Here is a 15300-nt window from a genome sequence, read left to right as displayed (position 1 = left end):
GAAGTAGGAACTTTACTATCCAAAAATGAGGGATAAAAAGGCTCTATTTCCTTATAATAACATTTATTCTATTTATATTTCTCTACGGTATTGTCCTATTCACGCATTGTTAAAATTTGGTTCTAAATGACTAATAACCTGCTATGATAATGAATATATACCAAGAATCGTAGAGCAATTGGGTACAATCTATTTTAATCTGTATATTGACAGACAAAGGTGGAATAAGCGTTATAGCGCAAAAAACTGCTTCGTTGTAGTAAAAATCTGTTCGTATACATTTGCAATCGACTGCTTTTTTATTTGTGCAATTTTTATAATCGTATCATGGATCATAACAGGACTGGTTAATTGATTGGCAAATGGTCCAGTAAATGGCCAAGGACCGTCTGTTTCTACCATTATATGAGTAAGAGGATATTCTTTTACAAGCTGTTGAATCTCTTTTTCATAGCATATGTCAGGAGTGATAGAAATAAAGTAGCCATTTTGGATCATGCGTTCTATCGTTTGATAACTACCTTTAAACCAATGAAAATGCGCTTTATCTATAGAGTGCTTTTCCAACAGGTCACAGACTAAATCAGCATCCTCATAGACAGCATGTAAGCTAATCGGTTTATCCCATTGTTTACTAAGCTTTATAAAGACTTCCAGCAGCTCTAAATAGGGCTCTATGTTCATTTTTACTGCTTTCTGGCGCATATAGTAAGGTAAACCAACTTCCCCTATGGCGATTGCTTGATCCTTATATTGTTGAATAAACTGGATTAATTCTTCAAGTTCCTCTTCAGATGGCAGTTCCTGCTCCGGATGAAATCCAAATGCCGGATAAATTTTTTCATATTGTTCGGCTAGCCGCAAATTTGCAATGGATGAAGCTAAATGGTTAGATACAGAGATGACAGCCGTAATTTTTTCTTGCTCCAAGTCGATTAAGATTTGATTTTGCTCGTCCTTCGTATACATGTCTAAATGAATATGCGCATCAATAATTTTTCCTTGCATTATGATCCCCTCAATTCATGATAAATCATTTTCTTATACTCTAAAAATGCTTTACTTAATACAATGTCTTCTGACCGAGGTCGTTCAAAGGGGATAAAAACTTCCTTCTTCACTAGCGCTGGTTTTTCTGACAAAACGATAATTCGATCAGCTAAAAACAGCGCTTCTTCAATATGATGAGTCACAAACAAAATCGAACGCTGATACTGTTCCCATATCGATAACAACCACTTTTGCATTTCCAGTCTTGTCCATTCATCTAGTGCCGAAAATGGTTCATCTAAGCAAATAATTGGCTGTGGGCTAAGCATGCTGCGAAGAAAAGAAACCCGTTGTTTCATCCCACCTGATAATTGATGTGGGTAAGCATACTCATAGCCTGCCAGCCCAGCACGAGCAATCATTTCTAATGCTTGCTCTTCATTCGTTTTACTATCTACAATTTCTTTTCCAAGCATGACATTTTTTAAGACCGTCCGCCAAGGCAGAAGTGAACTAGCCTGTGGCATATAGCTAATAAAGCCGCGTAAACCTGTTATATCTTTATGATTGAGGCGAATGGTACCGGCATCTGGTGTACTAATTCCGCCTATTAGACGAAACAATGTACTTTTCCCGCTTCCAGATGGCCCTAGGATAGCGACAAATTCTCCATCTTGGACGGTAAAGGAAATGTCGGCTAATACTTGATTATCGCCATATGATTTTTGAATCCTTTCAATTTCTAATTTACCCATGGTGATCTCCTTCTTCAATCAGCTTCCAACGAATAACTTTTTGTTCTAAATACGTTAGCAGCAGAAAAAATAACAAACTTAATACGACGATAAATAAAATAGCTACAAATACACGATCTGTCCGAAACGAAGAAGAGGCTAAAGTCATGTAATATCCGATACCTTCACTAGAACCTAGCCACTCTGAAATGACCGTTCCCATCACACTATACGTGGCAGATATTTTTAATCCACTAAATAATGAGGGCAGTGCATATGGCCACTCCAGCTTCAAGAAAATTTGCTGTTTATTTGCACCTGCCATTTGCATATAATGCTTTAATTCCTCACTTGTTTGCCGAAATCCATCAAGAGCAGCAATGGTAATAGGAAAAAAGCAAACTAGTATAATAACAATTATCTTAGGCAATATTCCAAATCCGAACCAAATAACAAGCAATGGTGCCAAGATGATAATTGGAATATTTTGGGAAATAATTAAAATTGGATAAAAGGCCTCGCGCATCCCAGGTATAAGATGGAGACAAACAGCAACCAAAATACCAACACTACTGCCGACTAAAAATCCAACAATCGTTAACTGAATCGTCGAGACTAAATGATGAACATAGTCTGACCAGCCTGTAATCGCTTCTTGTAAAATAATTGATGGTGCAGGAAGTAACCACTCAGGTACATGAAACCAAGAACAGATAAACTCCCAGCTAAGCATGAAAAGGATGAGGACCAAAACCGGCCGCCATCCCTTTAATAATTTCTTCCTCATTAGCGATACTTCTCCGTTAATTTATCCATCGAAGCACCTGTAGGCTGATAAAATATTTTTACTTGTGAAATTACACTTGGGCATCCAAGTTCAGTCATTCGCTCATTCATTTTTTCAATGACAGTTAATAACTCGGATAACTCACCCTCCATTGTCGTTTCCAATGGATTGACTTGATAACGGACTTCAGCTTGATCAATAATTGCAATTGCTTCATCTACATAAGGTATAACATCTTCCCCATTTTTTGTTTTTGGGATAATCTGAATGCTCACAAGGGAATTGGCCATGACGATTCCTCCTTTGAATAGTTAATTTAATATTTATTTAGGTAAAAATTCATTGGTAAATGCTTTTTCACTATCTAATGGTTTATCTAATAATTTATTTTCATACATCCAAGATGCGTAATTATCCCAAACTTCCAGTTGTTGCTCTCCCCATCTCTTTGCATCATCTTGATACTTATCAGCTAGCCATTTTTGACTTGCTTTTACCAGTTCTTCATCAAGATCAGGAACTGCTTCGATTAAAATATTTGCGGCTTCTTCTGGATTGTCAATCGCTAGTTCATATCCTTTTGTTACTGCCGATAAAAATTTTTTAATGGTTTCGGGATCTTTTTTAATCATGTCTTCATTTGTTGCTAAAACAGGCGTGTAATAATCTAGTTTCTCCGAGTAATCTGTGAGGTAAATCATATTTAATTCTTCATTTCGGAGCTCTGCTTCTACTCCTGTCCACCCGTAATAAATCCAAGCGAAATCAATATCTCGATTTACAGCTGTAAAAAAGTCCGTCTCCCCCATATTAACAATATTTACTTTTTCCACATTAGCATCTTCTTGCTTCATTAACGAACTGAGTACCGCTTTTTCTACAGGAGCACCCCATCCTCCATATGTTTTATCTTCGAAGTCTTTTGGCTTCGTAATGTTTTTTTCTTTTAACGAAGCAAACCCGGATGTGTTATGTTGAATGATTGCTGCAATGGAGATGATCGGAATATCTTGAACCCGTGCCTCTGTAATTCCTTCCTGATAACTAACACCAAAATCTGCTTTTCCTGATGCTACTAGCTGGTCTGCTCCTGCTTCTCCAGGCATCTTAATTTCTACATCGAGTCCTTCATCTTTAAAATACCCTTTTTCTTTCGCTACATATAGTCCGGTATGGTTTGTGTTTGGTGTCCAATCCAAAACTACAGATACTTTTTTTAGTTCTTTAGCTTGATCACCTTTTTTCTTCTTCTCTTCTCCATTTGTATTACAGGCTGTAAGTAAAGCAGTGATAAGGGCAAAAATAATGAGTCTCTTCAACATAATTTCCTCCTTGTACAAACATAGCTATGTAAGGTATAAAATCGAAAACGGACGTACACTGGCGACCTGCCTGGTTGCGCTAAACTAAAACGTCGACTCCTTCTTCCTCACGTAAAAAAAGCCTTAGGTGGTTTCGTACACCTAGGGCTTTCGCACATGCAACTATTGCTAATCAAAACATGTTCCCTACGCTGGCTTTACCCAGATCAGGTTCTAAGAGTCTAGTATCTTATGGATACAATCTCAACCAGCAACACTGGTTCCCCTACAACGCTTATGTTTATTTTTTGTTTATCCATTAGTAACTATGCCATATTCATGTCCATTAATCAAGCATTTTCCAAAAGACGACCCGTTTCTAATTCCGCTTTTATATGGGGAATATTTTATCTGTATGCTGCTTAAATTAGACGTTCTCTTTGTTTCTATAAAATTCCATCCTCATGTAAAAGAGGCTATTTCTTTCCTTGTGATGGTAAAAGGATGCAATAGTAAGATTTCTATTAATTTAAAGGAGATAAGCAATTATCAAATTAGTTAACAGAAGAAGAGTTCAGCCTAAAGTTACGAATGGATAATCTAACGGTTGAATAAAGATACTGTATATCGGAAGGTGTAAAATACTCGAGTAAAAAGATGAACGAAAAGAGGGTGAGCTAGAAGAGATCCTCCTTATAATGTATTCATTCAGTAGTCTTTTCCTGCATCCCTTATTGAGAAGTAAAACACAGGCTAAACCTTGACCACGATATGTCGCTGTTGAAGTTTTCCTTGTCCTCCTTTAAAAGTCCTGATGTATTGCTACCGAAGCTTTCCTTCCTTGGAAAATCGTGATGTGGCTATCAAAGCATACTCTGTCTTGAAAAACCTCGCTGTATCGCTATCGAAGCCTACTCTCTCTGTCAACCTAAACGAATCGGGATGTAGCTGCCGTTATCTCCCACTTAGCCTTCTTTGTATTCCCTATAACTCGTGAAGTAAGATTCTTACGCACACCTTACAACAGGATATCTTCCATTACGTATCAGTCACATTTTATTATCATCAGAAGGTACAAAAAACAAATAAATGTTAAACACTGCAAGTAAACCAATTAATATCCATAGAGAAATTAAAAATTGTTCTCCAGGTAAAAGAAAATAGCAAAAGAAGAGTAAAACCAAGAAAATAAGATATCCTACGAAATGTATTTTACGTTTTCTCTTATCTCTCATCTAATCACCTTTTCTTGTATCATCGTTATAACTTAATTCGTGCCTTCCCCAACTAGGATTAAAGATTTGCATCCAATTTTTAGTCTTATTCAAATGAAAAAACCCCCTCATTAAAAATTTAAGTAACCACTAATTGCTATGCTATCACCTATCATAATAAAGATATATATTAACCTGTCGACATTATTCTAGTTTACCCTTAAACAACTTTTATTTATATGTATCCGGCTGTTTCTTCTAGCCCGTTACTTCGAAAAAATCCCCCCTTTGTGGAGTTGCTTTAAGTACGCATAAAGTGTTCCCTTAGAAATGATACAGAACCTTCGAACTTATATTCTTTACCTTACTCGCCTTACATTAGGCATAAAAAAATCCCCGAAGGGAAACAGATTTTTTATCTTTTTAATCTGTCTACCTTAGGGGAGCATATCAAGATTTGTTCTTTATTATTTTGTGTTTAGATTATAGAATGCAGTTTTTCCAGCGTATTCACCCATGCCAGCTAGTTCATCTTCAATACGTAGTAATTGATTGTACTTAGCTACACGGTCTGTACGTGAAGGTGCACCCGTTTTAATTTGGCCTGCATTGGTTGCTACAGCAATATCAGCAATGGTTGCATCCTCTGTTTCACCAGAACGATGAGAAATAACTGCAGTATAGCCTGCACGTTTTGCCATTTCGATTGCTTCAAATGTTTCTGTTAATGTACCGATTTGGTTTACTTTTACTAAAATAGAGTTTCCAATACCTTGTTCAATACCTTTAGATAGTTTAGCTGTATTTGTAACAAACAAGTCGTCTCCAACTAGTTGAACCTTTTTGCCAAGGCGTTCCGTTAGAAGTTTAAATCCTTCCCAGTCATTTTCGTCTAAGCCGTCTTCAATAGAAATGATTGGATATTTATTAATCATATCTTCATACCAGTCAACCATTTCTTCAGCAGTACGAACAACACCTTCGCCTTTCAAATTGTATTTGCCATTTTCATACATTTCAGAAGCAGCGACGTCCATTGCAAGTTTAACTTCTTCTCCTGTTTTATATCCAGCAGCTTCAATTGCTTCTACAATTGTTTGTAATGCCTCTTCGTTAGAGGAAAGGTTTGGTGCAAATCCACCTTCATCACCAACAGCTGTATTGTATCCTTTTGACTTTAATACTTTTTTCAAGGAATGAAAAATTTCTGCTCCGGTACGTAATGCTTCTTTAAATGTTTCTGCTCCTACAGGCATGATCATGAATTCTTGAATATCTACGTTGTTATCTGCATGCTCTCCACCATTTAGAATGTTCATCATTGGAGTAGGCAATGTTTTTGCGTTAAATCCTCCGAGATAGTTATAAAGCGGCATTTCTAAATAACTTGCAGCAGCATGTGCAACAGCCATAGAAACTCCAAGGATAGCATTAGCTCCAAGCTTTCCTTTATTATCTGTTCCATCAAGCTCAATCATTAGGGAATCGATAATATTTTGACGTGTCACATCAATGCCAATTAATTCAGGTGCAATAATTTCATTCACATTTTGTACTGCTTTTAAAACACCTTTTCCTAAATAACGATTTTCATCACCATCGCGTAATTCAACTGCTTCATACTCCCCAGTTGAAGCACCGCTTGGTACTAGTGCTGAACCAAAAGCGCCTGATTCTGTAAACACTTCTACCTCCACAGTTGGATTTCCGCGAGAATCTAATACTTCACGAGCATAAACATCTGTAATATATGGCATAATATTTGTCTCCTTTATCAATCAATTTATTTAATTAATGAACTACCTGTCATTTCTTCTGGCTTTTCAACATCTAATAAGTCAAGCAATGTTGGAGATAAGTCTGCTAAAATACCTCCATCACGTAATGTTACATTTTCCTTTGTTACGATCACAGGTACAGGATTAGTTGTATGAGCTGTCATTGGTTTTCCTTCTAATGTAACTACCTCTTCAGAGTTTCCGTGATCAGCAGTAATAATTGCATTACCACCAAGTTCTAAAATTTTATCGACTATTTTTCCAAGGCATTCATCAACTGCTTCAATTGCTTTAATTGTTGGTTCTAATTTCCCGGAATGTCCAACCATATCTGGGTTGGCGAAATTTAAAATAATCGCATTGAGCTCACCTGATTCAAGCTCTTTAAGCAACGCGTCTGTTACTTCATAAGCGCTCATTTCAGGTTTAAGGTCATAGGTTGCAACCTTCGGAGAATTAATTAGAATTCGTTTCTCTCCTGGAAACTCTTCTTCTCTTCCTCCACTCATAAAATAAGTAACGTGAGGGTATTTTTCTGTCTCCGCAATTCGTAATTGATTTAGACCGTTCTGTGATAAGACCTCACCAACGGTATTATCTAAATTAACTGGTTCATAAGCTACATACCCATCTACAGTTTCACTAAAGTTCGTCAGCATAACAAAATCCAGGTTTTTTGGTACTTTGTCGCCTCGATCAAATTCACGAAAATCTTTATCTGCAAAGGTACGTGATATTTGAATTGCCCGGTCTGGTCGGAAATTATAGAAAATAATTGAGTCTCCATCTTCAACTGTTCCTACTGGTTTGCCAGTTTCATCGACCATAACAGATGGGATGACGAACTCATCATAGATTTCATTTGCATAAGAATCATCGACTACGGCAAATGGATCTTTATATGTTGGTCCTTCGCCATAAACCATTGCATCATACGCTTTTTTCACACGATCCCAACGTTTGTCCCGATCCATGGAATAATAACGTCCAGAAATCGTAGCAAATTGACCGACTCCATATTCTTTAATCTTATCTAATGTTTGTTTAATATAGATTTTAGCAGTTTGGGGGCCAACATCACGTCCATCAAGGAATGCATGAATATATACTTTTTCTAAACCTTGATCTTTTGCTAATTTCAATAAAGCAAATAAATGATTGATGTGACTATGAACTCCACCGTCAGATAGCAACCCAAAAACATGCAATGCCTTATTGTTTTCCTTCGCATGTTGCATTGATTTAATGAAGGCTTCTTTTTCAAAGAACTCTCCTTCTTTAATCGACAAGTTCACGCGAGTTAAACTTTGATAAACAATTCTACCGGCACCAATATTTAAGTGACCAACTTCAGAATTTCCCATTTGACCTTCTGGTAATCCAACCGCTTCTCCACTAGCTCTAAGCTGATTGTGAGCAAATTGGCTCCAATAACGGTCAAAATTAGGAGTATTAGCTTGCTTAACTGCATTTCCTTTTAGTTCATCACGAAGACCAAAACCATCTAAGATGATTAAAGCCGCTAATTTATCCTGTTTCATTTATTTTGCACCTGCCCCCACTAATTGCAAGAACGAGTCTGCTTCAAGGCTAGCACCACCAACTAGTGCCCCATCAATATCTGATTGAGCTAATAGTTCTTTAATATTTGCTGGTTTGACGCTGCCACCATATTGGATAATTACCTGTTCTGCAATTTCACTCGATGTGATTTTTTCGATAACTTGGCGAATATGTGTACAGACTTCATTCGCTTGTTCACTGGAAGCTGTTTTTCCTGTTCCTATAGCCCAGATAGGTTCATATGCGATAATTGTTTGTACTATTTGCTCTTCTGTTAGTCCTTTTAATGCTTTTGTTACTTGATTTTCTACATGATTCATCGTTTCATTCGCTTCACGCTGTTCTAATGTTTCACCAACGCAAACAATTGGTGTTAAATTATATTGGTGTGCAGCATGCGTTTTTTTATTCACTGTTTCATCTGTCTCATTAAAATATTCTCTTCGTTCAGAATGTCCAATGATAACATGTGTTACACCTAAATCAGCGAGCATTTCCGGACTCACTTCACCAGTGAATGCCCCATTTTTTTCATAGTGCATCGTTTGAGCAGCAATCTGTAACTTTGTACCTTTCGCTTTATCAACAAGATTAGCTAGGAAAGGAAATGGCGCACAAACAATTGCTTCTACCTGATCAGAATCGGGTAATTTTGGTAGAACCTCATCAACAAATTGATTTGCTTCTTTTGCGAGTTTATTCATTTTCCAGTTTCCAGCAATTACCTTTTTGCGCATCGTCTCACCTCATATGTTTTTTATTTATCCGTTAATGCAGCAACACCTGGCAAAGTCTTTCCTTCCATAAATTCTAAGGAAGCACCTCCACCTGTTGATACATGATCCATTTTATCACTTAATTCAAATTTCTCCACTGCTGCAGCTGAATCGCCACCACCAATCACTGTATAGCCTTCTGTATTCGCTAGTGCTTCAGCAACTGCTTTTGTTCCATTAGCAAAAGCGTCCATTTCAAATACACCCATTGGACCGTTCCAAATGATTAGTTTAGAGTTAGCTACAATTTGTGCATATTTTTCAGCAGTTTTAGGGCCGATATCTAGTGCTTGCCAATCAGCTGGAATTTGATCAATATCTACTTCTTTTTTATTCGCATCTTCTTTAAACGCATCAGCAACTACTACATCAATAGGCAAAACAAATTCAACGCCTTTATCTTTCGCTTTATGCATAAATTGTTTAGCAAGATCGATTTTATCTTCTTCCAATAAAGAATTTCCGATTTCGTACCCTTGCGCTTTAATGAATGTATAGGCTAGACCACCACCAATGATGAGATGATCTACTTTTTCAAGTAAATTATCAATTACATTAATTTTATCTTTTACCTTTGCCCCGCCAATAATTGCAGTAAATGGACGTTTCGGATTTTCTAATGCTTGGCCTAATACGGATAATTCTTTTTCCATTAAGAAGCCAGCCGCTGCAGGGAGTTTTTCTGCTACACCAGTTGTGGAAGCATGAGCACGATGGGCTGCTCCAAACGCATCATTTACATAACAGTCTGCCATATCGGCAAATGCTTGAGACAGCTGTTCGTCATTCTTTTCTTCTCCAGCTTCGAAGCGAACATTTTCAATTAAAATAATATCGCCTTCGCTTGCTTGTGCAATTGCTTGATTGACTTCTTCTCCATAAACAGCATCGGTCTTAACAATTTCTTTACCTATTAAATCACTTAACCTTTTAGCTACGGGGTCTAAACGTAATTCTTCTACAACTTTACCTTTTGGACGACCGAGATGGCTAGCTAAAATTGTAATGGCACCTTGATTAGAAAGATACTCAATAGTCGGTAGAGCTGCTCTAATTCTAGTATCATCCGTTACTTTTCCGTCTTTCATTGGTACGTTAAAGTCCACACGGCAAAATACTTTCTTTCCTTTTACGTCAAGATCTTTAACTGACATTTTATTCATTTTCTTTGCCTCCTATTTTAGGATATGTAGTTCTTCTCTTGCCTCGATGAAAATTACCAAGAACTTTTTCATCCGAAACAATCATTTAAAGCTACTATAACCTTTGACCAGCAAGAAAGAAACTTCTTAAAAAAGTTCTATCTGAGTCGTTGTAGTCATAGACTTTACTAGGTCCCCATTTTCCGATCTACAACTCAAAAAGATATTTAAACCAAAGAAGGAAAAACGGAGGAGGATTCGTTCATGTTCCTCCCCCGCTATTTTTTCTTATAGTCCTTTATTGTTCAATAATACGGCTAGATCAACACAACGAGCAGAATAGCCCATTTCATTATCATACCATGAGATAACTTTAACTAAGTTATCTTCAAGAACAAGTGTAGATAGTCCGTCTACAATAGAAGAATGTGTATTACCAACAATATCAGAAGATACTAATGGTGCTTCACTATATTCAAGAACACCTTTTAATTCACCTTCAGCAGCTTCTTTTAATGCAGCATTTACTTCTTCCGCTGTTACATTTTTCTCTAATTCAGCAACAAGATCTACTAAAGAACCGTCTGGAGTAGGAACACGTACAGCGCCACCGTTTAATTTACCATTTAATTCTGGTAGTACTTTACCTACTGCTTTAGCAGCACCAGTTGTTGTAGGAATGATGTTTTGAGCTGCTGCACGAGCACGACGATAGTCTTTATGCGGTAAATCAAGAATTTGTTGGTCATTTGTATAAGAGTGAATAGTAGTCATTAGACCACGTTTAATTCCAAATTTATCATGTAATACTTTAGCATATGGTGCTAAGCAGTTAGTCGTACAAGAAGCATTGGAAACAACATGATGCTTAGCTGGATCGTATTCTTTGTCATTAACACCCATAACGATTGTTAAATCTTCGTTTTGACCAGGTGCGGAAATAATGACTTTCTTTGCACCAGCGTCAATATGTTTTTGAGCGTCTTCTCTTTTTCTGAATCTACCTGTAGATTCAAGAACGATGTCTACGCCTAAATCTCCCCAGCCTAGTTTTGCTGGATCACTTTCAGAAAGAACTTTAATTTCTTTACCACCAACAACAATATTTGAACCATTTACAGAAACTTCTTCTTCTAAAATTCCATGGATAGAGTCATACTTTAATAAATGAGCAAGCATGTTAGCATCTGTGAGGTCATTTATTGCTACCACTTCTACTTCATCGTTTTGTAAAGCTAGACGAAATACAAGACGTCCTATTCTTCCAAAACCATTAATTCCTACTTTTACTGCCATGTATATTCCTCCTAAAAAAATATTTAATTTATATTTAAAGGGTTTTAAATCCCCCTTAAAATCTCCTCTGCTGCTGCTTCATCTGTAATGAGCAGATCACTTTTTCCTCGTTTGAAGTACGATGCAATGGCTTGTGATTTGGATTTTCCGCCGGCGATCGTTATAACATAAGGGATACGTTGTAAATCTTCAAGTTGAATTCCTACCGTCCGTACCTTATGTACAATATTCCCGTTTTCATCAAAATAGTAACCAAACGCCTCACTTACCGCTTCATGCTGCTGTAATTTTTTAATAATGACTTCTGGTGTTTTTCTGCGGTAAGCCATTGTTAAAGCATCGCCAATCCCATGCATTACAATCGTTGCACTTCTTATTTGCTTTAATGTTTCATTTACCATAGGCTCTTGAATAATTGATTGATAAGCTGATTCACTCAACGGGTCTGGAACATATAGCAGACGATACTCGCCATTTGCTTTTCTTGCCATTTCCGCAGCAATTGTATTCGCCTGATTTTCTACCTTTTCACCAATTCCGCCACGAGCCGGGACAAATAGAGCTGAAGTGTTTTGTTGTAATGGTGTCATCATAGTAGCTACTGCGGCCATTGTTGTACCACCAGTAACTGCAATAATTGAATTATCGCCAATCATTGTTTTCAAATGATGAACACACGCTTTGCCCATCTCTTGTTTAACCCATTCATGCTTATCACTGTTTCCGGGAACAACAATCACCTGCTTTATAGATAATGTATCCCTAAGTTTAGTTTCTAAAACACGCAGTCCCATAATATCACTCATAAATGAGGATAATCGTTCAAGAATTAATTTTCCCTCTTTTGTGATAAACATACCTTTAGATGTGATTCGAATTAAGTCTTGTCCTTGCAAGAATTCTATTTCACTTCTTACACTTCGTTCGGTTAAATTTGTGTTTTCGGCAAGTGCCCTTCTGCCAATTGGTTGGAGGACATCAATGCTACGTAAAATAGCATAGCGCTGTTGCATAATTTCTAACACATCAGGCAATAATCTTTTTTGTAAATCAATTAATTCTCTCATGGCAAGGACTCCTTCTCTCGGGTCACAATCGATCCCGGATGGTAATATTATGTCCCGGGAGCTACAAAAAAATAAGTACTTCTTTCAATTTTCATTATATCAAATTTGAATAATTTCACAACCAATATGATTGTTACATTTATGTGAAGTAAACTACTTCAATCCCTTTTACATTATGCGGAAAGATCATTATATTCAACCTATTTTTGATTGTCTTCTTAAGAAGTAGACTTGCATTTATTCTATGTTTACTCGTGAAAAAACCCAACTTTTTTATGATGACTCACCTCGATTATCTATTGCCTATTTTACATGTAAAGAATATCTTACTTGTTCATTTATCTTTATCAACAAACTAAGCGCCTCTGTTTAACAGCAGGCGCTAAAACTATGTACTCCTTATCATCTGCTTAAATACCTTTGTACAAATTGTTCCAGCGTATGCCAATCAAGCTGTGAAGCATCTAAGGTCTTACCATTTACCTCAATACACGGAATAAGCAGATGATACTGTTCTAACCAATCATCATTTGTATAAATATCACGAATTTCAATGTGATACGAATACTCGTCTTGTAATATTTCTAGCATAAGCTTTGCATCATCGCATAATGGACAAGATTCTTTTATGTATAGAATAACAGTAGGCAAGTTATTTCTCCTTTCTTTTTGTTGATGACGGTAATTGCAACTGCTCGCGGTATTTCATTACAGTTCGTCGAGCTATTTCGATACCATAATTCGTCTTGAGTTTTTTTGTGATCTTTTCATCAGATAGAGGCTTTCGTTTATCCTCTTTCTCAATTAATTCAGCAATTAATTGCTTGACAGCAACTGCTGCTGTCTTGGAACCATTATTTTGTTGAATTCCAGATTGCAAAAAAAAGTTTAATGGTACTATTCCAGTTGGTGTTTGCACATATTTATGTGAAATCGCTCGGCTTATCGTTGATATATGCAGTCCTAATTCATCGGCAATGTCTTTTAAAGTTAATGGCTTTAGCATATGGATACCATGTTCCAAAAATAACAGTTGCTTTTCTAGCATACATTGAATAACTCGTTCTAAGGTGGTGCTGCGATAAGCAATCGCTTTCTTAATCATTTCTATTTGATGTTGTTTTTGTTTAATATAATTTGCTGTTTGCTTTTCTATATTCATATCTTTTATAGAGTAGTAATCTTCATTAATCGTAATCTTAGGAGAAGACCATGAATAAAAAGATAATTGCCACTTTCCGTCTTCTTTATAAATCGTTGCCTCCGGAATGACATAGTTATCAATCTTTTTATCTAGTAAATGCCCCGGTTTTGGGTGGCAAGCCTTGATTTGTTCTAATAAATCTTTTACATTTAAAGGGTCTTTGTCATAATGTAAGGATATTAGATCAATATTTTCTTCAGCTATCCATTCTAAATGATTTTCCATTAAATCATATAAAAAAGGTACATCATCTTCTCGTATATCAAGTTGCAATTTGATACATTCACTTAATGACCTAGCGCCAATACCTGCCGGCTCCAAAGATTGAATGATATGTAACGCCTGATCTACCTGCTCTTCTGTTGCCTGACATTGCTCACCCCAAAGAGACATGTCGATATCAAGGTAACCGTTTTCATTAATGGAGTCGATTCCAAATAAAACAATTGGTCTCAATTCTTCTGGGATATGAAGCGTATAAAGTTGGCTTTTTAGCTGATCATACATTGTTAACTCGCTGGCATTTATCTCACCTGGAGTTAATGAATCATTGTTGGAAGACGAACGATATGAGAATATCTCATCATGATAGTTTACTTCTTCAATTAATGGATTTTCTTTTTCTATTTCCTTTATATATTCCATTAATTCCATACTGGAAAGTTGAAGTATTTGAATGGATTGCATTAATGATTGATTCATTTTCCATTCTAATACCTGTTCATTTACAAGTTGTAACTTCATGATTACCCTCCTATTCATCTGCCGTTTCTTTTATTTTGCCACAAAATCATAAAACCTTCTAGCTTAATACTTCCCACTTGAGTTAATGAAGACAATAAACGGTCACTTTCATATGATTAATAGCGGAATAACAAAATATAAGGTATGAAACCGTTTTGACGTTAATGCCCGACTATAAATATATCCCAATATAACTATGCTTTGATTCATGGCTTTTCTTACTGTCAGGGTTATAATTAATAGGATAGTACGTAGTGGGAGCGAATGTTTAATGATTACCGTATATACAGATGGTGCATCCACAGGGGATCCTGATCAAATGGGGCTGGTGTCTATATAAAACAAGGAAAAAACTATTACCAGTATGCTTTTTCATTAGGTATTCTTTCTAATCACGAAGCAAAATTTTATGCAGTTATCCACGCTCTAATTGTATGCAAAGAAAAGTTTCCTGATGAAATATTAGCTTTTCGTTACGATTCGCAATTGGTAGTAGACGCAATAGAAAAAATTAGATTAGAAAAACTTGGCTTGTCGCCAAGTCTCTATGGCAAAAGCGATAGTTTTTCTTATACTATAAAGCCTAAAGTTTTATACTTTCCTATAGTACAAAAAATGAGAAGTATGTGCCGCTATTATCAACAATAAATTAGCATTCTTCTCATTTTCCGTATTTTTTCATTAAATGGATACCGAAAAAGAAA

Annotated in this window: 13 protein-coding genes and 1 riboswitch; all 13 genes read right to left on the bottom strand. The window is 36.4% G+C overall.

Going from position 1 to position 15300, the window contains the following annotated elements:
* Nucleotides 1-231: 231 nt before the first annotated feature.
* Nucleotides 232-1008, bottom strand: a complete 777-nt coding sequence (locus BN1066_RS13940) for a TatD family hydrolase (RefSeq protein WP_077320071.1) — start codon at nt 1006-1008, stop codon at nt 232-234.
* A complete protein-coding gene (locus tag BN1066_RS13935) occupies nt 1008-1745 on the bottom strand; it encodes an ABC transporter ATP-binding protein (RefSeq protein ID WP_077320070.1) in 738 nt (245 codons plus the stop codon). Before BN1066_RS13935 ends, BN1066_RS13940 begins: the two co-directional genes overlap by 1 nt.
* Nucleotides 1738-2511, bottom strand: a complete 774-nt coding sequence (locus BN1066_RS13930; protein ID WP_077320069.1) for an ABC transporter permease — start codon at nt 2509-2511, stop codon at nt 1738-1740. The genes BN1066_RS13935 and BN1066_RS13930 overlap by 8 nt, the downstream gene beginning before the upstream one ends.
* Nucleotides 2511-2801 carry a thiamine-binding protein gene (locus BN1066_RS13925; RefSeq protein ID WP_077320068.1) on the bottom strand — a complete coding sequence of 97 codons (291 nt, stop codon included), beginning with the start codon at nt 2799-2801 and terminating at the stop codon, nt 2511-2513. Before BN1066_RS13925 ends, BN1066_RS13930 begins: the two co-directional genes overlap by 1 nt.
* A gap of 33 nt (nt 2802-2834) precedes the next feature.
* Nucleotides 2835-3833 (bottom strand): ABC transporter substrate-binding protein, encoded by a 999-nt coding sequence (locus BN1066_RS13920; protein WP_077320067.1) that lies wholly within the window; start codon nt 3831-3833, stop codon nt 2835-2837.
* A 166-nt stretch (nt 3834-3999) separates the two neighbouring features.
* Nucleotides 4000-4110, bottom strand: a riboswitch (TPP riboswitch).
* Between the two features lie 1383 nt (nt 4111-5493).
* Complete coding sequence (gene eno / locus BN1066_RS13910; protein WP_077320065.1) at nt 5494-6783, bottom strand: phosphopyruvate hydratase; 1290 nt, start codon at nt 6781-6783, stop codon at nt 5494-5496.
* A 26-nt stretch (nt 6784-6809) separates the two neighbouring features.
* Nucleotides 6810-8345: a 2,3-bisphosphoglycerate-independent phosphoglycerate mutase gene (gpmI, locus tag BN1066_RS13905; protein ID WP_077320064.1), complete on the bottom strand. Its 1536-nt coding sequence runs from the start codon at nt 8343-8345 to the stop codon at nt 6810-6812.
* On the bottom strand, nt 8346-9104 hold the full coding sequence (gene tpiA / locus BN1066_RS13900) for a triose-phosphate isomerase (RefSeq protein ID WP_077320063.1): 759 nt from the start codon (nt 9102-9104) through the stop codon (nt 8346-8348). It lies immediately after the preceding gene.
* 20 nt (nt 9105-9124) lie between these two features.
* Entirely contained in the window at nt 9125-10306 is a 1182-nt protein-coding gene (locus BN1066_RS13895) for a phosphoglycerate kinase (protein ID WP_077320062.1), read from the bottom strand.
* Between the two features lie 267 nt (nt 10307-10573).
* Nucleotides 10574-11581 carry a type I glyceraldehyde-3-phosphate dehydrogenase gene (gene gap, locus BN1066_RS13890; RefSeq protein ID WP_077320061.1) on the bottom strand — a complete coding sequence of 336 codons (1008 nt, stop codon included), beginning with the start codon at nt 11579-11581 and terminating at the stop codon, nt 10574-10576.
* A gap of 44 nt (nt 11582-11625) precedes the next feature.
* Nucleotides 11626-12648 carry a sugar-binding transcriptional regulator gene (locus BN1066_RS13885; protein WP_077320060.1) on the bottom strand — a complete coding sequence of 341 codons (1023 nt, stop codon included), beginning with the start codon at nt 12646-12648 and terminating at the stop codon, nt 11626-11628.
* 402 nt (nt 12649-13050) lie between these two features.
* Entirely contained in the window at nt 13051-13299 is a 249-nt protein-coding gene (locus BN1066_RS13880) for a glutaredoxin family protein (RefSeq protein WP_077320059.1), read from the bottom strand.
* Nucleotide 13300: 1 nt separating this feature from the next.
* Nucleotides 13301-14596, bottom strand: a complete 1296-nt coding sequence (rpoN, locus tag BN1066_RS13875; protein ID WP_077320058.1) for an RNA polymerase factor sigma-54 — start codon at nt 14594-14596, stop codon at nt 13301-13303.
* Nucleotides 14597-15300 lie beyond the last annotated feature (704 nt).

The organism is Virgibacillus proomii (genome assembly GCF_900162615.1).
Lineage (GTDB): Bacteria > Bacillota > Bacilli > Bacillales > Amphibacillaceae > Virgibacillus > Virgibacillus proomii.
Note: the sequence above shows the minus strand (reverse complement) of the source record. Positions and strands in the feature narration are given on the sequence as shown.